The sequence below is a fragment of the Pedobacter sp. G11 genome, assembly GCF_003860265.1.
Classification (GTDB): Bacteria; Bacteroidota; Bacteroidia; order Sphingobacteriales; family Sphingobacteriaceae; genus Pedobacter; species Pedobacter agri.
On record NZ_CP034190.1, the window covers coordinates 1,455,133 to 1,478,295 of the forward strand.

Below are 23,163 nucleotides of genomic sequence, written 5' to 3' on the forward strand. Positions count from 1 at the left end.
GCCTTTTGAGAGATAAATGTATGGCTGAAGCAAAAAAAGTATTTGTTTTTGATGATAATAGGGATATTTTAGACTTGTGTACTTTCATATTGGAAGATGCAGGTTACGAAATTAAAACTTCGGAAACCGCAAACGAGATCGAAAGTCAGGTTGCCGCTTACATGCCCGACATTATTTTTATGGATAACTGGCTGCCGGATTTAGGTGGAATACAAGCAACAAAAGCAATTAAAAGTAATCCGGAACTCAAACATATTCCTGTAATTTATTTCTCTGCGAACAATGATATTTCAGCACTTGCTGATGAAGCTGGTGCAGATAGTTATTTATCAAAACCTTTTGATATTGAAGCACTGGAAAGCATCGTAAGGAAGCACTTAAGTTAGCATAAATTAATTCTTCCCCCAGATTCGAGTGTTAAGATCTAATTCTTTCACAATATCATACATAAACTTTATTGCCGTAATATCCTCGTTAAGCAACTCCGGGTTAAGCAACGATTTAAATATTGGAGCTTCGAAATAGTTCCTGTTTAGTGGAAAAGCGATATACATTCTCGATTCGATAAAAGATAATGAAATTGAGTACTTTGAGTTGCTATTCAACTTTAAGATACGCTCCATCATGGCGGGAGTAAGTAAATAACGTGATTCCACCTGGTCGGTTCCGTAAGTTATAAATGCCTTATCGAAATCAACATTCTCTAGCTTAATCACATCTTTATTATTGAAAGAAAATAAATTTTTTGAAAACCAGGCGCCTATTGCACTGCCAAAATCTTTCGGACGAACAATCGTTACCCCATTAAAATTCTTATTAAAGTCTGCCACAAAAATAATTCCTTTAAAAATGTCATGCCATTCGGTTCTGGTACCGTTTTTAGTTTGCGTAACAGTTTTGTATTCGGCATGTACTTCAGCGAAATAAAAACCGGTTTTATCTGCTTTTCCGCAAACTAAATCCTCAGTTTTATACCGGTCCGGATCTGTCGAAAAAAGCTGTGAGTAAATAAATTCCTGAGCCAGAATTCCTCTGTAAGGATCAATAGTTAAGCTTCCATCTAAAAAACGAAGCGCTTCGCCAATTACATCCCTTTTGTAAGCTTTTTTATAAGCTTGTAACTCATCACCAATTTTGTAAAATAGAACTCCGCCATAAATTATCGGAATTAAACCAACAACAATAGCAGGTCCGATTAAACCCATCAAAATGCCTGTGATTGCTAAAATGATACCACCAGCAATAAAGAAATAACCTTTTTTTTGTGTTGAAGCAATTTTTTGACGCTCCACTTCCATTCTGGACAATACATTTTGTAAAGCCAAATTTCCCTCCAGACTAAAAAACTGCATTAGTTATTAAAGAGCTCTTTTGCACTGATATTCTCGCGTTCCTCTGCTGCGGTTTCTAAGACAGGAACAGGGTGGAAATTTAGCGCTCCGGCGAATAAATTTCCGGGAAACATCATAATGGAATTATTGTAATCAGTTACGGCTGCATTGTAGGTGCGTCTGGCTGCAGCAATCTGTTCTTCGCTTTCCGTCCAGGTGGTTTGCAAGTTGATAAAATTGGTGTTGGCTTTTAAATCAGGGTAATTCTCAACATTAACCATCAAACCCTTAACGCTGCTACTTAACTGACTGTCGATTTGTGCTTTCTCCGCATCACTGATATTTCCTGCAACAACTTTTGTTCTGAGCTCAACGATTCTTGATAGCGTTTCAGACTCATAATTGGTGTATTGTTTAACTACTTCAACCAGGTTAGGAATTAAGTCGAAACGTTTTTTCAGCATCACATCAATTGCTGAAAAAGCATTGGTTACCTGGTTTTTCTTGCCAATCAGCGAATTGTAGAAGAAAATTCCAAAAAGGAAAATGGCGATGAGGATAATTGCGATAATCATAGTTTAATTTATGTTTAGATATTAAAGATAGGAAAACGTTACAAAATAGGAATTCAGCGTTTTTCGTTTCTTGTTTGTTCCCTTTCCCGTTGCTGTCTTCGCTCTAATCTCTTTTGTTTTCGAAGGCGATGATTTTCCTGCATCTCTTTGAAGTTTTTAATATGCTTTCTGATTTCCTGTTGCTTCTCATCAGTGATGCCTACACTATTTTTAATACCTACAAATAAGCTCCTCCAAATCAGATTGAAAAAAGAAGTATTTTCGATACGGCTATAATTTACTGAAGCCGATGTGAATTTTCCATCTCTGCCCGGATTTTCAGCATTAATGATCAATGCGTTGGCCAGTATAGAAAGCAAGCCGCGGGTCACTAGGTGATCTTTATCCGGATCATTCTTCATTAGCGCAACCGAAAGGTCGTAGTAGTAGAAATCAACCTTGCCTTTTGCCCCATCATTATTTGCCTTAAAATTAAAGCGAAGTTTATCTATAATGCCTCTGTTAATACGCACCAAACCTAAAGGTTTAGTAATTTGATTTAAAACCCTTGCATTAAACGTATGAAGCTGGCCTTTGTAAGCAAATCCACCATTTTTATCCAGCAGGTCGAAATTAAAATTCAAATCCAACTCTCCCTGCCCCAGTAAGTAAGTTTTCAAATCAACTTCCATAACAGGATTTATTGCCTTGATTTTGGTTAAATTGGTTACGTTTTTAAAAACACCTGAAGTGTGCTCAAAGGATATTTTTCCTCTTTGCTGGCTTTCAGGATTATAAACGGCGTAGCTTACATCAACATCTTTGAGTTTGATTTTCTGAATCAGCACCGGAGCACTGATGTTCTGTAGCAACTGGTGCGGAAATCGACGGACTCTATTTTCCAAACTATCTGCAGGGTCGTAATTTTTACCCAGGCTATTATCATTGAAGACGGAAATAAATCCATTGGCAATAGCCATTTCTTTTGCCCTGAATTCTTGTTTGCTAATGTAAAGTGGAAGATCGATTCCGTTTAACAAAATATCGCTCATTTGTATGTGAAACCGATCTTTTGCATAACCCGCAACTTTGCCAAACTTCATCTCATCATACAGTGGTTCTACCTGAAATTTGTTGATCCGCAGATTACCTGTAGAGGCTTTGAAATCGAGCTGGTTAAGCTTAATGTTGTACATCTTATCAGGGGTGGGATAGGTGTAGTCCTTTAAGTTGATGATAACATCTTTAAGTAAATAGAACCGATCTGGGTCTTCAGCAGAGGTAGAATCAACCAGTAAATCTTTTAGGGTAATATTTAAATCATCGATAGCGAAAGGCGTGGCATTAAGCACATTTTTATTGATGTATTTGAAACTCGCATCCCTAAACAGAATATTATTGATGCTAAACTCTTTTAGATTTTGAGAAATCATCGCATAGGGCGATTTTATAGGTCGGGGTGGCCGGTTCTCATTAAATGCAAATTGCCTATTCATCATTACCACCTCTGGCCTATCAAAAATTACCTCTTCTAATTGAAGTTTTTGATGTCGGTAAAGTGTGAGCGGATGAAAATGTTTCACCTGCAACTTCTTTAGCGATACAGTATAAAGGTTATTAGGCGCTCTCTTTAATGTAATCAGTTCGTTAAATCGGTTAGTATCTGGAATAATTTTTACATTGTATAATGTTGCACTTCCAGTTAAAATATTGGTGGATACTTTTGAGAAACTGATGGTATATAAACTATCAGTTGATTTATACAACAACGTTTTAATGCGGTTACTAAGTATCGGTTGCGATTTTACATTTAAAAACCAAGCTAATCCTGCAAGTAATGCGAAGACGATTATAGTTATTGATGCAATCCACTTAATAATTTTGTATTTTTTTCTTTTGGTATCGGGCATTTAACGACAGGAATGGTTTTCACAGCAATATACATTTATAATTTTAATGTAAAAATAGACTTTAGCTTTTCTCTCTCTTTGCTTTGCGGGCTTCTTTGCGATCCTGTCGTTTCTGCTCTCTAATTTTCTTTGCAATTACCTTTTGTTGCTTAACAGGATTTTTTTCAGGCACAACACCTACACCTACAATATCTTTTATGCCAACAAATAATGTCTTCCACATGAGGTTAAAAAAGGAGGCCGAGTTTATCCTTGTATTAGTCATTGTTGCTGTTCGGGGCGGATCGCCTTTGCTTGGATTTTCATCTTTAACTAATATTGTGTTTGCTAAGAATGATAAAAATCCCTTTTCTTTAGTTCCTTCACCATCAATGTTATCAGAAAGTAACTTTACCTTCAGGTTATTATAAAGCATATTCATTGAACCAGATGCTGTGCGTAAATTTCCATTTGCTTTAAAATCAATATGTTCAACATTCCCGCTTTCAATTTCGATAAGGCCTAAATTTTTAGATAAGGAATTAAGATTTTTAAAATCGAATTTGCCTAAACTTCCGCTGTAACTGAAGGCCCCGTTTTGATCTGTCAGATTAAAATCGAGCTTTACGTTTAGCTTTCCGGTGCCCATTAGCAACGAATTTAGATTGGCCACAGCATGATTATTTCTAGCCAGACGTAAACTATCATTGGTTACATTTAAAATGTTTCCTGTTAGGGTTTTAAATGTTACCGATCCCGTTTTCTTACTAGCCGGATTGTATTCTGCATATTTTACATCGATGTTCCTTAACTTTACAGTATCAATCGCTACAGGCATATTTAGCCTTTTTAAAGCCATGTGAGGATAATTTTTTCCCTTGTCGAATCCTGGAGGAGGTGGCGATTCTCTGCTCATAAAAACTTCTACTTTTGCCGGACCGATTTTCACAGATTTTGCTTCAAGCTTGCCGTCGGTGTTCAGTTTAATAAAATCGACTCCGTTAAACTCTACTGTAGTAAAGCTTAAATCGTAACGATCTTTTTGAACTTTATATTTACGGGCAAACTCGAGTTCGGGATAAAGCGGTTTTAAGATTAAACCTTTAATGCTGATTTTTCTGGAAGAATAGGAGCCTTTAATGGTATCTACCTTCATGCTGTACATCTTGTCTTTCGTGGTCGATTTGTAACCTGCCACCTGAAACGAAATGTCTTTTGTATAGTAAAATCGCGTCGTGTCTCTACCGGAAAGAGAATCGAGCAGAAAATCATTGACGTCGATATCCAGATGCTTGATGCTGTTTTTAGTTTTAACAACCGTACTTTTATTAATGTAATCAAAATCTGCATCAACAATTTTAATACGATGCACCCTGGCCGATTTAAAGGTCTTAGAAATCTGTTCATATAGTGATTTTTTAGCCTTAGCGGTATCAGGTTTCTTCGGCACCTTATTAAAAATCACATTAATTGATGGACGATCGAGCAAGATTTCATTAATATCCAACCGCTTTTTGAAATAGGCAGTTAAGATGCCCGTTCGCGTAATCTGAAGCTTTTTAAGTTTGATTTCAAAAGTATGTGCGGGAGCAAGATTCTGTTTTTTTAAAGTATCAAAAACCAGCGTGTCTGGTTTAAGTGTAACATCACGAATGGCCATACTACCCGTAATCACATTTAAATTAATGCTCTTGAAATCGATGCTATAAAGATGATTAGATCCATTATAAACCCCCTCTTTTATTTTTTCAGTAAGAATAGGTTTCCAGCGGGCGCTGATAAACATGGCACCGAAGGCTAAAATTAAAATCAATCCGCCCAGTATACTGCCAATCCAAATCCAAAGTCTGTTTCTATTTTGAGCTGTCATGTTTATGGTCTATCGATATAGAACAGATAGTTCACAGAAAGGTTTGCTTTGACAATTTCGCCATTTCGAACAGGCTTATGTAGATAAACCTGATATTAGCGAACACGGATCCCGATATTTCATCGGGAGGAGTAAAGCGTTTAGCTCGATGGAGTTCCTTTGGAACAGGGCTGATGTTACCGATAAGCTAAATACTTTCATTTCCAAATTCTTTCAATCTAACTCCGTAGCTTTTAAATGTTTATAAAGCAAAAAGATTAGCAAACAATTTCTTAATATAATTAATGAATTAACATTAACTTAACATTGGGCTTGTAGCTTTGCAACATATTAGAAATTAACATGAACAATATTTTTAAGTTCTTTACACCTCAAGATAGAAAATTTCACCCTCTTTTTGAGCAGGCTGGTAGCAACGCGTTGAAAATTGCTGAAGCGCTTTTAGAAATGGTTAGCACTGCTGATGCTGAAAGCAGAAAAACAATTTTTAAAGAAATTGAGCGCCTGGAGCACGTTGGAGATGATATAACGCATTCAATTTTCTTAGAGCTGAGCAGGAACTTCATCACACCATTTGACAGGGAAGACATTCACCAGTTGGCTACTGCTGTTGATGATGTTGCCGATTATATTTATGGTACAGCAAACCGCATGCAAATGTATAACATGAATACCATTAGCGAGCCAATTGTGAAAATTGCAGAACTTTTGGTTGAAATGTGCACAGATATTGATAAAGCGATTAAAGAATTACGCAGTTTCAAGAACATTCGTGTAATTGCTGATGCTTGTATCCGTATTAACAGTGGCGAAAACCAGGCTGATTATGTATTTACGTTAGCGGTAGCCCGTTTATTTGAATACGAAACCAATGCGATTGAATTAATTAAACAAAAAGAGGTTTTACAAACGATAGAGAAAGCGACAGATAAATGTGAAGATGTGGCGAATGTGCTTGAAACTATCTTAGTTAAAAACGCTTAATATTAAACAAAAATGGTAACTACCTTATTGGTTGTTGTTGTAATTCTAGCTATCGCTTTCGATTACATTAACGGCTTTCACGATGCCGCTAACTCGATTGCAACAGTTGTTTCTACAAAAGTTCTTACGCCTTTTCAGGCGGTTTTGTGGGCTGCGCTTTTCAATTTTGCAGCTTACTTTTATTTTACCGATCATAAAGTAGCCAATACGGTTGCTAAAACGGTTATTGAAAATTATATTACACTAGAAGTTATCCTTGCCGGTTTAGTGGCCGCAATTATCTGGAACTTATTAACTTGGTGGTATGGTATTCCTTCCAGTTCTTCGCACACCTTAATTGGTGGTTTTGCCGGTGCAGGTATGACGCATGCTTTGCTAACAGGTGCCAGTCCGATGGACGCTGTAAACATGGGTTACGTAGTTAAAATCGTTTCATTTATTGTGTTGGCACCAATTATTGGTTTGGTTATTTCTGTTGTTTTAACATTGATCATCATCAATATTTGCCGCTATGCAAAACCAGCAACAGCTGAAAAATGGTTTAAGCGATTGCAGTTATTATCTTCTGCAGCTTTGAGTTTCTTTCACGGTGGTAACGATGCGCAAAAGGTAATGGGTATTATTGCTACGGCGCTAATTGCAGCTAAAGTAATACCTGATTTTGATTCCATGCCATCCTGGGTTCCAATTGCCTGTTATTCGGCGATTTCATTAGGTACCATGAGTGGTGGCTGGAAAATTGTGAAAACCATGGGTTCGAAAATCACTAAAGTGACCGCACTGGAAGGTGTTGCTGCCGAGGGTGCAGGAGCCATTACTTTGGGAATCACAGAGCATTTTGGTATTCCGGTTTCTACAACGCATACCATTACAGGTTCGATTGTGGGTGTAGGCGTGGTGAAAAGCGTTTCTGCTGTACGTTGGGGTGTAACCATCAACTTAATTTGGGCCTGGATTTTAACCATCCCAGTTTCAGCAACCTTAGCCGCCATTATTTACGGCGCAATTTATTATTTCAAATAAAACAAAATCCATCATCCATATTTAAGACTAAGGCAAATCGCTTTAGTCTTTTTTGTTTTTATCAAGAGGGAGACAGCGCATTTGTGTTCACTCGGTAGAGCTGCCAAACAAAATGGCATTAGGGCGAATAAATTTCAGTTGATTTTAAACAATATAAGATCACATCAGTTTTAGCGCTTGCAGAAGGTTAACCAAGCTTTTCGATATTTCCTAAATATTTATATGGTTCCAGAACTGGAGATAAGCAATACCTTCACAACTGTGCTATATTTCTTCGTGGTAAAAGATCGTTTTAAAACCTAAAACTTAACACTTAACTCCACCAGGTCATTTCCATTTTTAGGCAGCACCCAGTCTGGTCCGTTTTGAATAAGCCGTTTGGCTTCCGCATCGGCTTTGCTGTTTAATGATTTGATAACTTTAATATTTGCTGGGCGACCGTTTTTCTTAACCTTAAAACTTAAAATGACAAATTGTTCCGGCCCTTTAGGATTGTACAGTTTATTATTATTTTCCAGATATTGGCTATAATTAATTGTTGAAACAGGAATTGGTTTGGTGATCTCTCCAATAGATTTTCCATTCAGGTTCTGCTCAGCCCGAAGCATAATTTTAGGCGCAGGAATATTTTCCTTTTTACGACCATTTGAACCCACGATTACCGCAATTTCATTTAAAGATTTATCGCCGCTCATGGCGTTTCTAATTGCATTCGGATCTGCAACATTCGTAATCGGCCGTTCTCTAAACCCAATGGCATTAATTAACAAATCTTTATCTTTAGCGTTGCTATCAGCTGGTAAAGCAAAATAGCCATTCGCATCTGTAGCAGTCACTTTATTCGATCCTGATAACTTAACCACCGCACCTTCCACTGGTTTTCCATTGCTTTCATTTACTACATTGCCACTAAATACCACACGGTTTGAAGCAAGGGCAGGTGCGGCAGCCATTACGGCATCGTTAGCCCCGGAGGCCTTCATTTTTGCAGCGCTGTTTAAAGTAGCAGCCTCTGCTTTTGCCTCACTCAACTCCTGCAATTTGGTTCCCTCCACCTGTGGCAATCTGCTTGCCGATTTTACAACTGATGCCTTGCCGGTGTTTTTAGCCAAATCGCCCGTTTTGGCATCAGTAATTGCCTGGTCTATTAATGCAGATTTCGTAAGCGCCGGAGAAGTATCAGCTTTTGTTGGTTTTGTATTAGCCAAAGCCGCAGTTGTATCTAAATTAACTACAACACCTTCCTGCCTTCTTGCGGCAGTTTCAGCATTTTTACGATTGGTTTCACGCATAAAAAACAAAATGCTCACCGCAATAAAAGCAACCGTAGCGGTTGCAGCAATGCTTAACCGATGTGTGGTAATACCCCACATTTTCCGCTTAATTGGTTTTTCCGAAATACGGTCGTAAAGCTGTTTTTGTAAAATAGAAAGGGTTTGTTTCCGTTTGGGCGATTGTTTTAATCCTTCCAAAGCTTCGGCCACGAAAGGATCTTCTAACGCCTGCCGCTCAACAAAGTGCATCGCTTTAGCATCAAGCTTACCATCAAGGTAATCTTCCAGAACGTCAATATCTAACCAATCGTTATTCACTACTATTTTTCTCTATACAAATCTTTAAATTCCGCTTTCCATTTTGGATATAGCTTTTCACCTTGAGCATGTCGTAGCCCGTAATATCGGCCACTTCCTTATAACATTTCTCCTGCAGATAGAATAAATCTACGCTTTTCCGCTGTTCTTCGGGCAAGGTTTCCATGCACTTTTCCATTATGGTAAGCTGCGTTTCTTTTGTGTCGTCAATATCCAGATGCACAAATTCGCTGTTTTCCACAAAAGTATCATCAATAGAAACGTTATTTTGCTTCGAAGATTTTCTAAGCGCCATTAAACAATGGTTCCGCGTTAAAACATGCAGCCAGCTCTTAAAATTCTGCACTTCATGTATTTTAAGTTTTTTAACCAGTTCCTCAAAAATCTGCATCACAGCATCTTTGCTCAACTCCTCATCCTTAAAATAATTCAGGCAAACCCCAAAAACTAGGTGCATATATTTATTGTAAAGCGTACCCAATGCGTCTAAATCGCCTGTGCTTTTATACTCGGCAATTAAATCGGCATCATCTTTCTGGTTAATTCCAGCTATGTTTTTTATAAACTTCAAAAAATTGGGTCGCTATGATAAATATCCTCAAGTATAAAAAATATTTTTCAGTAACGAACGGATCTGAGCGAAATTGGTTTTTAATACCGGGAGAATATATTTTTTTGAAGCGCAAGGGCATTGCTAAAATTAGCGTTTGCTCCCGTTTTTCGCTTTTACGCTTCGCTCGTCATACTTCCTCGCTGCAGGGTAACGCTGCAACCGGGGCTAAAATCAAACTTTGATGCTTTTTTTAACGGTTTACAAATCAGAAGCTCAACAATAAGTTTGTAACTAATTAATGCATTCAAATGTTTAACGAGTCCACCGAAGTGCTCATGACCAGTCGGCTGACCGCCAAATGCTGGGAACTTTAGATTTTAGCTTAAATATTGACGATTAGAACAGGCTATTTTACAATTATAAATTCATGATGGGTTGGCGCTTGCTATTCGCCGTAATTTGAGGTACTTTTGTTAAAATACATAAACACAACAGATTGAATTTTAACGACTTTAATTTTAACCCCGATTTACATGAAGGCCTGATGGCTATGGGGTATAAAAGCGCTACTCCAATACAAGAACAAGCTATTCCTGTAATCTTAAATAACCACGATCTTATTGCCTGTGCGCAAACCGGCACCGGAAAAACAGCAAGTTACCTGTTGCCAGTGATGGAAAAGATCAGTCGTGCTCAAGACAGGCATAACAATACCTTGATTTTAGCGCCAACACGGGAGCTTGCGCAGCAGATAGATTTACAAGTAGAAGCTTTAGCTTATTTCACCAACATCAGTTCCCTGGCCGTTTACGGCGGTGGCGATGGTATCGCATACGAGCAGCAAAAACGTTCCATGCGTGATGGTGTAGATATTATCATCGCAACACCTGGCCGCTTAATGGCCCATTTGTCTTCAGGTGTTTTAAAGCTGGAACATTTGCAGCACCTCATTTTGGATGAAGCCGACCGTATGCTCGACATGGGTTTTTATGATGACATTATGCGCATTGTAAGTTATCTGCCTAAGAAACGACAAACGCTACTTTTCTCAGCCACCATGGCACCAAAAATTAGGAAGATGGCGGGAAGTATTTTACATGAGCCGGAGCAAATTACCATCTCTATTGCAAAGCCAGCTGAAGGAATCGATCAGCAAGCTTACAATATCCATGATCAACAGAAACAAGCTTTATTGACAGATATTTTTAAAGATGAAACGTATAAAAGTGCGATTATCTTCGCTTCAACCAAAGATAAGGTAAAAGCTTTATACAAAACTTTTAAATCGTTAAAAATTAAGGCAGAAGCTTTCCACTCTGATCTGGGGCAGAAAGAACGCGAAGATATCTTATTGGCTTTCAAAAATCGACGCTTACCGATTATCATTGGAACGGATGTTTTATCGCGTGGTATTGATGTAGAAGGTGTTGACTTGGTGATTAATTACGATGTTCCCGGCGATCCGGCAGATTATGTACACCGTATTGGTAGAACGGCAAGAGCCGCCACTAAAGGAACAGCAATTACATTGGTTAACGGAAGAGATAAACGCAAGTTTGATAACATTGAGAAACTGATTGAAAAGGCGGTACCTAGAATGACTTTGCCTGAGCATATTGCTACGATGGAAATCACCCATGTAGAAGAAAAGCGACCTCAACATCCAAAAAATAATGGCAAGAAAAAGGTTTGGCATAAGAAAAAACCTAAGCCAAGTAGCCCTACCTCATAAATTTTAAAAACGCCGATTTATTAATTGGCGTTTTCTTTTATCAATATTTTTGCACCCAACATGGCAAATTTCATTCTTATTGGTTTATGCATTATCGCAGGTATTCTTTTCAGAAAGAGCAAAACGCTACCAAAAGATGCACACAAAGGCATTAATGCCTGGATTATTTACATTGCACTCCCGGCTACCTCGTTCAAATATTTACCTCACATTAGCTGGTCGAATGAATTGTTATTCCCTGCTTTGGCGCCAATTTGTGTGTGGTTGTTGGGATGGCTAGTGATTACCCTTTATGCAAAATACAGTAAAATCGGCCGGGCCACTTCCGGAGGATTGAAACTGGTTAGTTCGTTAAGCAATACTTCATTTATTGGTTTTCCGCTGATCATTGCTTATTTCAGCGAAAAAGAAATTGCAACGGCGATTATTTGTGATCAGGTTACCTTCACTTTATTATCAACCATTGGAATTGTGGTTGCCATTCGTTCTTCTCAACAACAAAAATTAAGTGCAAAGTTGGTGTTTAAAAAAGTATTGACTTTTCCGCCTTTGCTGGGTTGTATTTTAGCATTAATCTTACCGCGATTTATTAACCTTTCACCTCTTGATGTTTTGTTCGATAAACTTTCGGGAACTGTTGGTTCACTGGCATTATTTTCAATCGGTTTGCAACTAAAATTTGGTGGCTGGTTTAGCGAAATCAAACACATCAGCTTTGCGCTTTTATACAAGCTGATTTTAGCGCCGCTTTCCATTTTAATCATCGCTTTGGTTCTAGGTATGAATGGCATGATTACCAAAATAACGATATTTGAAATGGCGATGCCGACACTATTAACCGCTGGAGTGGTTGCAGATCAGTATAATTTAAATCCAAAAGTTTCCAATTTGGTTGTGGGTGTGGGCATTTTACTATCCTTCATTACCACTTTTTTCTGGTGGCTGCTTTTAACTCAAACGAACCTATTGTAACTTTTTCTTAGAAACGAGTATTTCTATGCTTTTGGGTGGCATATAGTGCTGCTAACATTTTAAGTCCTCACTTCGCTGCGGGCTTTTCATTTCTATCAGGTTTAGGCACAGAGGTACCTGCAAGGGAAACCCACACGAACAACTACTGGTTCTGCCTTCTAGCCCCGACATACGCGGAAATACTTTTGGGAGCATTTACCTTCATAACCGTAAAGCCATAACCAAAAGATTGCAGCATTGGCGGGAAAAATGTTTCCCGAAGAAGCACAAAATTGCGCTTCAAATTACAGAATCATCTTGTTAATTTAACATTCCGGCAAACTAATCGGGATATTTGTAGCTAAACCACCATCGGATGTTTCTTTGTACTTGGCGTTCATATCCAAAGCGGTTTCCCACATCGTATTTACTACGGCGTCTAAACTTACTTTAGCCTTATCAGGATTACTTTGAAGCGCCAGTTGACTAGCCGTTATGGCTTTTATTGCCCCCATGGTATTTCTTTCGATGCATGGAATTTGTACCAAGCCGCCAATCGGGTCGCAGGTTAAGCCCAAATGATGTTCCATGGCGATTTCTGCAGCCATTAAAACTTGTCGCTGAGAACCGCCCAAACACTCAGTTAGTGCTGCCGCAGCCATTGCTGAGGAAACGCCAATTTCTGCCTGACAGCCGCCCATTGCTGCCGAAATGGTAGCGCCTTTTTTGAAAATGCTTCCTACTTCTGATGCACAGGCAATAAACTGGATGATTTTTTCTTCTGAATAACCATCACAAAAGGTGATAAAGTATTGCAGTACCGCAGGAATAACCCCAGCAGCACCGTTTGTAGGTGCGGTAACCACCCGACCAAAAGAAGCATTCTCTTCATTAACAGCAAGCGCAAAACAACTTACCCAATCTAAAATATAATTGAATCCGTTTCCGCCTTTGCGAATGGCTTCCACCCAGGAATTATAATCGCTGTATTCCGCTTTTCCAATCAGGCGTTTATTTAAAGGGAAAGCTCTTCTAGCCACATCCAATCCACCCGGTAGAAACCCAGTGGTATGGCAGCCACGATAGATGCAATCACGCATGACGGCAAAATGTTGAAGAATTCCCGCCTTGGTTACTGCCTCAGGGCGCCAGGCCAGTTCGTTCTCCATTACAATTTCACTCACTTTCAAACCTGTAGATAAACACCAATGTAAAAGTTCTTTCGCTTTCTCTACCGGAAAAGGCAAATCGACCTGAACTTTTTGGCTGTTATCTTCTCCTTCTTTTACTACAAAACCACCACCAATAGAATAATAGGTTTCAGAAAACGCTTTGCCGTTTTTCATAAAAGCCTGGAAGGTAACTGCATTGGGGTGAAAGGGGAGGCTTTCGGCAAATAGAAATAGTAAATCGTTGTTGTAATCGAAATCAATAATCAGGTTTCCTGCCAGATTTAATTTTTTATCTTTTTGGATACTTTCAAAAGTTGGAGTAACAGCATCAACATCAAATGTAACCGGATCTGCACCTGTTAGTCCCAATAAAATGGCAACATCAGTTCCGTGGCCTTTGCCGGTTTTGGCAAGTGATCCATAGAGTAATATTTTCACCATCTCCACTTCAGAAAGCAACCCTTGCTGATTAAGAGAAGCGGTAAACTGTTGCGCAGCCCGCCAAGGGCCAAGTGTATGAGAACTTGATGGACCGATGCCTATTTTAAAAATATCGAAAACTGAAATCTGTTCCTTAATCATGATAAGTTAGTTACACAAAGCTATGATTTGTTTTTATAATTTGCCCTTTTATCACAATATGTTCGTTACAAAAATGTAATGCGACTTAGTTAGTTTGTCCATTGATTCTCATTAAATTTACATTATGAAATTACGCTTACTCTTATTCTTTTTATTGGCAACTTATACTTTTGCTCAAGCTCAGAAGAAGAAAAATATTTATTATTTAAAAGAAAACGGTAAAGAAGTGCCTACCAGGGCAGAAGCAGACTTTATCAGGATAATTGAAGAGCCAGATTCGGGAGATAATCGCTTCCAGTTATTGGAGTTATATAAAAACGGCAAGCGTAAATCTCAGGGATACATCAGTGCTTTTGAACCTAGATTAATTTTCGAAGGGCCAGTGATGAGTTTTGATAGCACAGGCAAAAGAACCCAGGTAATGAATTACCTGAATGGCACCCTTTCTGGCGTATCTATCTTTTATCATAAAAACGGTAAGGAAAGAAGAAGAGCTGAATATGTTAAGGCGAAACCAGTAAGCGACCAAATGATTGGGATGAATTCCTCACTTACGGATTTTATTTTTAATACCAATGCAAAAATCATTTATGATGCAGATTCGAACGGGAAAGTGAACATCGCAGATGGAAACGGACATTTAGTAGAAATATCAAAATCTGGAGATGGAGCGCTTACGGAGGAGGGTGATTATGTGAATGGTTTTAAGCATGGGAATTGGAGTGGAAAGTATTCTAATAAGAGCGATACATTTACAGAATTGTATGAAAACGGGGAGCTCAAATCAGGCGAAAGCATCAAAGACGGAAACACCTATCCCTATATAGCTACCATGGAAGCGCCATCCTATCCTGGTGGTCAGCAAGCCTGGAATAAATATCTTGGATCCTCAACAAAATATCCGGCAGAGGCTTACAAGAATGGCATAAGAGGCAGAGTTTTTTTAAATTTTGTGATTGATCAAAAGGGCAACCTGACTGAAATTAAAATAGATAAGCCTGTGGATCGCTTACTAGATCAGGAAGCCATTAGGGTACTCAGTTCTGCACCTCGATGGAAGCCTGCCAAACAGAGAGGCATACCTGTTAGGGTGAGATATAATCAGAGTATAAATTTCAATTTTTGATATCCTAAAAATCAAACTCTATAATATCATTATCCTTTAGCATCTGTTCCACAAATTTTTGGTGATTTTTGGGTGTTCCTGTCGCAGTCCAGTTTCCGGTGATGACATTATTTACCAGTTGGTGTTTTCCACGTTGTGGTTTAAGTTTATTTTCCCTGAAAACCTGCTCGTAACTTTCTAAGTCGCCATGTGTATGCTGCTTTTTAACAATGCGATAAACTCTTTTGGTAAAGCGGCGATCGCCAACTTCTTCTAAAAACGGAAATATGATCAAGGCGAGCAAAACCACCCCGGTAACGCCAATTGCCTGTTCGTAATATCCACTGCCAATCGCCATCCCGATAGCCGCAACAATCCAGATGATGCAGGCTGTGGTTAAGCCTTTCACCCGGTTTTCTTCTTTAAAAATTACACCGGCGCCTAAAAAACCAATTCCGGTTACAATATTAGAGGCAATACGATCCTGACTGGTTAATCCGATTTTAATGGAGAGGATGGTGAACAAGGTTGAACCTAAACCAATCATCATCATGGTTTTTAAACCAGCTGATTTACTTCTGTACTCTCTTTCAGCGCCAATTAAACCACAAAGCAATGTGGCCAGTAAAAACTTATTGACTTCACTCTGTGTGATGAAATGGCTGTTATCTAAAATATCGTTCATTGCCTCGAATTAGCAAGGCAAATTAATAAAAATCATAACATCTTAAACCATTTGCACGACCACCATTTGAACTATTCTGAAAATATTTTTCATAACCCACTCCAATTTCTGATGTTCCTCCGGTATTGGTGTAATTTATTTTGGAAGAAGTGGCATCGTGGCTAATACCCACCCGAAACTTCTCTCCATTCGTTTTGCGGTTAAAAATATCGAAGATGACTGAAAATACGATCGCATCGTTTCCACCGGCATTGCTTCCACCACGGTACCAAATGCCTGCGTTTATACTGGCATATTTATATTGCATACCTGCACTATATGATGTTATATTCTGTTGTTTATAAACTACCAATGAAGGAATTAGATAACTTCCATCGCGATCATACTGATCAGGAATTAAAGTTACTTTATAGCTCATGTTTCCGGAAATACGCATGGGCAATTTGGCCTGGAAGCCAGATAAAGATTCATCCGGGCGATTGATGTGGTGTGCTGCAACACCTAACATAAATTTACCATAAACTAGGTTGGTACCTGCGTTGGCATCCAGGTAAAACCGGCTGTCGATACTTGGCCTTTCCGCACCGGAAATACTACCCGGAATATAACCCGTTCCTATTCCGATCTGATCGCCAAAAACCAGTTTATCCCAGTTTAATTTTTGATTGGTGATTCCTGCCTGTAATCCAAAAGACAGGGCGAAATCATCTCCTCCAATAATGTATGAATAGCTGGCAGCGATATTATTTTTTACCAGATACGCCGTTCCTTCGGTACTTCTGTTAAAAATTAAACCTACGCCGCTATTAATGCGGTCGAGATTTAAATCGCCTGATGCGCTCATGTAGGAGTAATCACTCGCTAAGCCCGACCATTGATTGCGGTATAAGGCATTAAATCTGAAATCGCCTTCGAACTGGCCGGTTAATGCCGGATTTAAGTAAATCGGCGAATTGTAAAATTGCGAATAAATATGGTCTTGAGCCAATGAAAGGAATGGCAACACCATCGCAAGCACCAATAATCTTATCTTTCTCCCCATCATCTGATTAAATATATTACGCCTGTTTTTTTTGCCGGAGATGAATCGTATGTCATCCCTTTCCAGTCGCTACCATTTATAAATTTGACATCTATTTTCCAGTAGTAAACGCCCTGTGGCTGATCTTGTCCTTGAAAAGTTCCATCCCATCCCTCCAGCGGTGCGCCATCATCAAGTTGTGTCGTTTCCCAAAGCAATTGTCCCCACTTATTGAAAACACTCATCTTCCAGTCTTTGATGCCCTGTCCCTTGGCCTTGAAGGTTCTCAACTCATTCTTAGCACTAGCAGGCATGAACGAATTGGGCAGATTAAGGTTTCCAGGCACACCAATAATCCTGACTGATTGCGTTGTGGTGGCTGAACATCCTTCTTTATTCAATACTTTTAAGGTTACCGAATACACACCATCCTCAGCATAGGTACGGTTAGGATTCTGAAGTGTAGATCTCGATCCATCACCGAATGTCCATTCCCAGCTAACTGCTCCTGTGCTCAGATCCTTGAAACCAAACGTATAATTTGGAATGGATAATTCATTTCCCGGGCTAACCGAAAATGTTGCCACCGGCGGATTTACCGTATTGATATAATTTGGAATGCTTATGGTATTAGTACAGCCTAATGTGTTGGTGGCTGTTAAGGTTATTGTAAAACTTTTTCCCGACCCCGTAAAAGTATGCGTCGGCTCAATTGCATTGGAAGTGGTTCCATCGCCAAAATCCCAAACATAGCCGATGGCATTTTGACTGTTGTTCTTAAACTTCACTACTATGCCTTCACAGCCGCTGGTTTTATCAGCAGTAAAACTGACAAGGGGTTGTTCCAGTACTTCAATTTCTTCTGTTGTGGATGCATTTGAACAGCCATTGGAAGCATGTAAGGTAATGGTATATTTTCCGGCTTTTGTAAAAGTATGCGTAACTACTTCGGGTGCAGTGTTGGTTATTTTGGTGCTGCCATCGCCGAAATCGTAAACAAAAGTACTTGCTCCTTTGGTGTTATTGTAGAAATCTACTTTCATCGGTGCGCATCCCCTCAGTTGATTGCTGTTCACGACCAACTCTGGCACAATAGAATTTGGTGAAACACGGATTGTGTATTGAGATTCCCTGGATCCACATTCATTTGTGGCGATCATTTTAACAACATAATCTTTAACTGCAATTGTATTGTATATATGCGAAACACTATTTTTATCCTTCACGGTTAAGGTTTCTCCATCACCGAAATCATAAGTATAACTGCTCGAATTTCCAGGTGATGTATTGCTAAAAGTCACTTTGAATGGCGAGCATCCAGCTGTTTTATCAGGAGAAAATATAGATACAGGCTTGGCTTTCACTAAAACCTCTGAAGTTTGAGTAGTCGTTCCGCAAGGAGTTGTCGCAGTTAATGTAATGGTATAGTTAAGGTCTTTTCCTGTAGGATCGGGCTGGTAAGTTACCGCGGCAGGCTGTGCTAAATCCGAAGTAGTTCCATTTCCGAAATCCCACTTAAAAGTAGCTGCTGTTAGTGAGTTCGACGTATTGGTAAAAGTCACATTTAATGGTCCGCAGCCATTAGTTGTGCTTTGAGTATAGGCCGCTTTTACATCCAGCTGGGTAGTAAAAGTATGTTCGATTTCGTCGTTTTTGCAGCCGAGGCTACTCGTTACCGCAAGTTTGATCACCACACTTTGATTTTGGTTTGCCAGCGTATAACCTGGAAAAACTGCTCCAGTACCAATTTGTGTTCCATCTGCAAACCAGGTATAGGTTGCATTTCTGTCAGGGAATAATGTTGCCGTTACATTGGCATTTGTAAGTTGAAATGGCGCACAACCTTTATCCTGGGTATAAGTTATTTCTGCCTTTGCCGGAGGGTTTACCGTTAATTTTATCTGATTGCTAATGTTTATTGAACAAGATCCGCTGCTTACTGAACGACGGTAGAAAATTGTTGCAGCAGGATTCGGTGGCGTAAAACTAATTGCCGTTGCACCCAATACATCACTCCATGTGGTTCCATCGATACTTGATTGCCATTGATAGCGAAAGTTTCCATCGCCACCAGCAGGGGTTGATCCGTTAAGCATTGCCGCTGCTGAGCCCAAACAAATTTGCTGATCTGATAAAATGGAATTATTCGTTAAATCCGGCAGTACATTTAGCTGTACGGAGTTGCTTAGCGATGTACAGATTGCACTGTTTACCAATCGTCGGAAAGCTGTTGATGCTGTCGGTTTAATGGTTAAATCTTGAGCAACAGCCGAAGGAATATTTACCCAGCTACTCCCATCAAAACTGCTTTGCCATTGATAACTGAAACTACCTGATCCTCCTGTTGGAACATTGCCCGCTATTGTAATACTCTGCCCTGAACAAATGGTAGAAGAAGTACTGCTGATGCTATTTGTAATTGGAGAGAAATAAGTTATGGTAACATCTGATGATGATGGTGGACACCCCGTAAAACCTGAGATCGTCCATCTGAATTTATAGATTTCACCAGGTATTAGACCAGTAACATTTGTATTGTATAATGTTGGGTCGGCGAATGTAATTCCCGTCTGGTCAGATAGCAATGTCCATAATCCATTATTTGGGGCAGGATTATTCCCATTCAATGTAATACCGTTGCCACTGCACAAGTTCTGATCAGCACCTGCATTTGCAGTCACGGTTAAAGGGTTCACGGTTACAACTGAAACTGATGATATCGCTTCCGCACAACTCCCGCTCTGAACAATTGCCCTATATTGCGTGGTTACAGTTAAGTTTGCATAAATAAACGGATTGGCGGTTGAACTAATGGTAGACCAGGTTTGTCCATTGTCAATGGAACGTTCCCATCTTGTAATATTTCCAACATTTCCTGATAGTGTAATGTTACCGCCATTAGAAGCAGCACAAACTGAATTGCTTCCGGCTGTTGTTCCACCTACACTTTGAGGGTTGACTGAGATCTCCACTTCATCGCTTGATGTTGAACATCCCGCATCGCTAATCGTCCATTTTAAAACATATTTATTTCCCGGTTGCAGTCCCGAAACAACTGTATTAGGTTTTGTATCATCGGTAAAAGTGATAATTGTCGGTGAAGAAACGATCGTCCATTTTCCTGAACCAACCAGAGCTTCATTTGCTTTTAAAATATAAGTATTGGCATTGCAAATGGCATCATCAGCACCTGCATTGGCTAAAGTTGCACTTGGGTTTACAGTTATCGTAATTAAGGTAGGAATACCGGCACAGTTCCCTGCCGAAACAGGAATGATGGTGTAAGTCACGGTTCCAGGAGTGGTTCCGCTATTAATTAAAATGTCGTTAATTGAGCTTCCTGAAGCTGCAACCGCCCTATTTGTGTTTCCGGTAATTTCTCCCGTAACAACACTGGTGTAAGTATAATTCAGGCCATTCATCGCAGATGCCAGTGTAATGGCAGAACTGGTTTTACTGCAAACAATTAAATTTGGAGCTATTGCGGTAACTGTAGGATTTGGATTTACCGTAACTACAAAATTAAAGGGGGTACCAACACACCCATCTTGGCTTGGCGTAATAACATAAGTTACTGTAGCATTATTAGAAGGATCTGTATTGTTGAGCACATCATTTATATTGCCATTTCCGTTTGAACTAAAACCTGTTGCATTCGATGATCCGGTAGCCGTCCAGCTAAAAGTGGTCCCTGCTGGTGCAGATGTTGGCGTATAAGCTACATTTGCGCCGGTACAAATCACTTTGCTGGCTGCACTGGTTAAACTAATATTGGGTTTTATAGTAAGAATTACATCATCATCTATCTGATTACACGGAGCTGCAAGAGATGTTGTAGTCCTCAACCTTAATGTTACGGTTCCACTATTTTTCTCTGCTGTTGTAGGCGTATAAACCGCATTTAATGTATTTCTATCAGGCGTAAATACACCTGCACCACCAATCCATACCTGTGATGTTGTTGTACCTGTGATCGAGGCAGCCAATGCAAAACTGGGATCATTAAAACAGATACTTTGATCAGCACCTGCACTTACTACCGGAGCTGTAGAGAATGTAAGTTTTTGAGTTTTGGTTACTGAGCCACAGTTATTTTTGTGGATAACCGTAATCGTATACTCATCGTAATTATTAAACTTTATGGATGGATATTTTGAGTTTGCTGTGGTTCCACCAGAAAAGTCATACGTTCCGGAGCCAGCGGCTGAAACGCTCCAGGTATAGGTATCACTTAAATCTTTCGATGTACCTGCTATTGTTGTTTTCGTTGGCCCTAATGTAGTGTTATTAAAATCATATGTTGCCAGGTTACACAGGGTGATGTCTGGAGAAAGTGTAGCTGTTGGCGATGCATTAACAATTACCGTTTGCGGGTCAGATGAAATCATCCCACACGATGGTGTAGAAATTCTTAAAACCACTGTATAAACTCCAGCATTGCTAAATATAAACTCAGGCTCCTTACTTGATGCGTTTGTGCCATTGGCATAACTAACCGCTGGTGTTACGCTCCATGAATATGTATTTGCTGCATTACAAATGTTATCAAGCACAGAGTTATCGCTTGCTTTTAATGTGCTTCCAGAACAGATCGTTGTATTTGGAAGCGTGAAAATAGGTTTTGGAGGATCTTGAATACAAATTTTCATCTCCACAGGATCTGCTTCGCATGAGCCAGAGCTATTAGATTCTAAACGTATAGTATGTTCCCCATGGGTTAAAAATTTAGTAACCAAATTATACGAACGAGGTTTATTAACCTCTACAGGTAATCCGTCTACAAACCAGTTGTAAGTTACTACGTTTGGTGTACACCCCGGTGTATTGGTATTTGGGTTTTCACCTAATACTGATGTATTGGTAAAAGTTATGTTGGTATTGGTACAACCCGGATTGGTATAGCTAAACGCATTAAGTGGCTTTACCACAACTTTTGCCGAAGAAGAAACCGGTGTTCCGACGTTGCCGCAGAAAGCATTGGATACATTGATACTTACATCAAAGGCATTGTAAATTGTTCCGGCGCTTGATACCGAAGTACTTCCACAAGAGGATCTGATATAGGTATGTTTAACTTTTCCCGCCAGGGCTTTTATTTCACACAGGGTATAGACCGAGGTGGTGTTGTCTCCCCACGTAATGGTATAGAGATCTCCTGGAAAGTTGTTTTGTATTCCCTCTGGCGATGTAATATCAACGTTAAACTCTAGCGCACCCAAAGGCAAACAAACGATGTTGTTTCCTGAAGTTCCGAAAGCTGTAATGGCTTTGTTGTTAATTAACAGGTAAGCTTTTGTGCCGACCGTACCATCAGCATTTACAGCCTTTGCCAATATTGTATAGTGAACCTGATCAGCAATAAAGGTTTGTATTTTCGTTGGAAAACTCAAATTCGTAGCGCTTCCACTTACTTCGTTAGTTACTTTTGCGGTAACAGTGGTGCCCGAGGTTGACTCATTTGTGATAAAAAATGAGTTATTTGCTCTGCTAATACAGGTTCCGAAAGTTTCAGTGTTGGTTGTATTGAGGTAATTAGCAGTAAGCTTAGCTTGTGTAGGTTGACCTGCTTTGATTTCAAATGCATTTGATTCCACACTTACAGCGGCAGGATTTGTAGTTTTAATTCTAAGCTTGTAGCTCATACCTGGAGTAATCCCCGTAGTAGGAATACTACCATTAATATAAGTGCTATAAAAACCGGTATAAGTTCCTATAAGCTTTTCTGCTGCGAAATTTCCATTCTCATCAGATAAATACAACTGAAAAACATTGCCTCTGTCGATACATCCATTCGGGATGGTAAGCGGCGCAGCAATAGTACTTCCAGGCGTAAATGGCCCTGGATCAATTGTTCCAATGGTAATTTGGGCAGAAGATGTTTTAGTAATCAATAATATCCCTAAAATAAGGGTATATAAAAGCCATTTCCTTTTCAAACAGGTCTACATTAAAAATCTCTAACACTAAGGAATGATTTACGTTCGTTTTAAATCAGTGTTTGTTTGGCGGCTGATCTAGTATACTTACAATTGTGTAATAAGTAAACCTACGCTTTCATAAATATTCAGTTACAAAGTACGTAATTTTTATGTTGCACTTTCAAATATTTACACCAACTC

At 39.3% G+C, this 23,163-nt stretch carries 16 protein-coding genes; 6 read left to right on the forward strand and 10 right to left on the reverse strand.

Annotated features, from left to right (window positions below; all coding sequences use genetic code 11):
• The first annotated feature begins 20 nt into the window (after nt 1-20).
• Nucleotides 21-386 (forward strand): response regulator, encoded by a 366-nt coding sequence (locus tag EA772_RS06370; protein WP_010599212.1) that lies wholly within the window; start codon nt 21-23, stop codon nt 384-386.
• Nucleotides 387-392: 6 nt separating this feature from the next.
• On the opposite strand, the gene EA772_RS06375 is transcribed toward EA772_RS06370, so the two are convergent.
• From EA772_RS06375 to EA772_RS06390, 4 genes are all read right to left on the reverse strand, one after another.
• Nucleotides 393-1,352 carry a DUF3137 domain-containing protein gene (locus EA772_RS06375; protein ID WP_124911925.1) on the reverse strand — a complete coding sequence of 320 codons (960 nt, stop codon included), beginning with the start codon at nt 1,350-1,352 and terminating at the stop codon, nt 393-395.
• Entirely contained in the window at nt 1,352-1,906 is a 555-nt protein-coding gene (locus EA772_RS06380) for a LemA family protein (RefSeq protein ID WP_124911927.1), read from the reverse strand. The genes EA772_RS06375 and EA772_RS06380 overlap by 1 nt, the downstream gene beginning before the upstream one ends.
• A 53-nt stretch (nt 1,907-1,959) precedes the next feature.
• Nucleotides 1,960-3,795: a hypothetical protein gene (locus EA772_RS06385; protein WP_124911929.1), complete on the reverse strand. Its 1,836-nt coding sequence runs from the start codon at nt 3,793-3,795 to the stop codon at nt 1,960-1,962.
• Nucleotides 3,796-3,856: 61 nt separating this feature from the next.
• Nucleotides 3,857-5,644 (reverse strand): hypothetical protein, encoded by a 1,788-nt coding sequence (locus EA772_RS06390; protein WP_124911931.1) that lies wholly within the window; start codon nt 5,642-5,644, stop codon nt 3,857-3,859.
• A gap of 342 nt (nt 5,645-5,986) precedes the next feature.
• On the opposite strand from EA772_RS06390, the gene EA772_RS06395 reads away from it, so the two are divergent.
• Together EA772_RS06395 and EA772_RS06400 are read left to right on the forward strand one after the other, a co-directional pair.
• Nucleotides 5,987-6,628: a DUF47 domain-containing protein gene (locus EA772_RS06395; RefSeq protein WP_010599217.1), complete on the forward strand. Its 642-nt coding sequence runs from the start codon at nt 5,987-5,989 to the stop codon at nt 6,626-6,628.
• Nucleotides 6,629-6,640: 12 nt separating this feature from the next.
• Nucleotides 6,641-7,651, forward strand: a complete 1,011-nt coding sequence (locus EA772_RS06400) for an inorganic phosphate transporter (protein ID WP_010599218.1) — start codon at nt 6,641-6,643, stop codon at nt 7,649-7,651.
• A 299-nt stretch (nt 7,652-7,950) separates the two neighbouring features.
• Here the strand turns inward: EA772_RS06400 and EA772_RS06405 are convergent, their stop codons facing one another.
• Both EA772_RS06405 and EA772_RS06410 read right to left on the reverse strand, forming a co-directional pair.
• On the reverse strand, nt 7,951-9,243 hold the full coding sequence (locus EA772_RS06405; protein ID WP_124911933.1) for a carboxypeptidase-like regulatory domain-containing protein: 1,293 nt from the start codon (nt 9,241-9,243) through the stop codon (nt 7,951-7,953).
• On the reverse strand, nt 9,236-9,814 hold the full coding sequence (locus EA772_RS06410) for an RNA polymerase sigma factor (protein ID WP_010599220.1): 579 nt from the start codon (nt 9,812-9,814) through the stop codon (nt 9,236-9,238). The genes EA772_RS06405 and EA772_RS06410 overlap by 8 nt, the downstream gene beginning before the upstream one ends.
• A gap of 478 nt (nt 9,815-10,292) precedes the next feature.
• On the opposite strand from EA772_RS06410, the gene EA772_RS06415 reads away from it, so the two are divergent.
• Together EA772_RS06415 and EA772_RS06420 are read left to right on the forward strand one after the other, a co-directional pair.
• On the forward strand, nt 10,293-11,528 hold the full coding sequence (locus tag EA772_RS06415; protein WP_124911935.1) for a DEAD/DEAH box helicase: 1,236 nt from the start codon (nt 10,293-10,295) through the stop codon (nt 11,526-11,528).
• Between the two features lie 60 nt (nt 11,529-11,588).
• Nucleotides 11,589-12,500 carry an AEC family transporter gene (locus EA772_RS06420; RefSeq protein ID WP_168187491.1) on the forward strand — a complete coding sequence of 304 codons (912 nt, stop codon included), beginning with the start codon at nt 11,589-11,591 and terminating at the stop codon, nt 12,498-12,500.
• 305 nt (nt 12,501-12,805) lie between these two features.
• On the opposite strand, the gene EA772_RS06425 is transcribed toward EA772_RS06420, so the two are convergent.
• On the reverse strand, nt 12,806-14,233 hold the full coding sequence (locus EA772_RS06425; protein WP_124911939.1) for an L-serine ammonia-lyase: 1,428 nt from the start codon (nt 14,231-14,233) through the stop codon (nt 12,806-12,808).
• Nucleotides 14,234-14,357: 124 nt separating this feature from the next.
• Here EA772_RS06425 and EA772_RS06430 point away from each other — a divergent pair, with 124 nt between their 5' ends.
• Entirely contained in the window at nt 14,358-15,359 is a 1,002-nt protein-coding gene (locus tag EA772_RS06430; protein ID WP_124911941.1) for an energy transducer TonB, read from the forward strand.
• 4 nt (nt 15,360-15,363) lie between these two features.
• Here EA772_RS06430 and EA772_RS06435 read toward each other — a convergent pair whose 3' ends face one another.
• The 3 genes from EA772_RS06435 to EA772_RS06445 are packed head-to-tail and all read right to left on the reverse strand — an operon-like array spanning nt 15,364 to nt 22,980.
• Nucleotides 15,364-16,023, reverse strand: coding sequence for an MgtC/SapB family protein (locus EA772_RS06435; protein ID WP_010599226.1), 660 nt, complete (start codon nt 16,021-16,023; stop codon nt 15,364-15,366).
• Nucleotides 16,024-16,045: 22 nt separating this feature from the next.
• Nucleotides 16,046-17,068 carry a PorP/SprF family type IX secretion system membrane protein gene (locus tag EA772_RS06440; RefSeq protein WP_010599227.1) on the reverse strand — a complete coding sequence of 341 codons (1,023 nt, stop codon included), beginning with the start codon at nt 17,066-17,068 and terminating at the stop codon, nt 16,046-16,048.
• Nucleotides 17,065-22,980 carry a PKD domain-containing protein gene (locus tag EA772_RS06445; protein ID WP_124911943.1) on the reverse strand — a complete coding sequence of 1,972 codons (5,916 nt, stop codon included), beginning with the start codon at nt 22,978-22,980 and terminating at the stop codon, nt 17,065-17,067. The genes EA772_RS06440 and EA772_RS06445 overlap by 4 nt, the downstream gene beginning before the upstream one ends.
• Nucleotides 22,981-23,163: the final 183 nt, after the last annotated feature.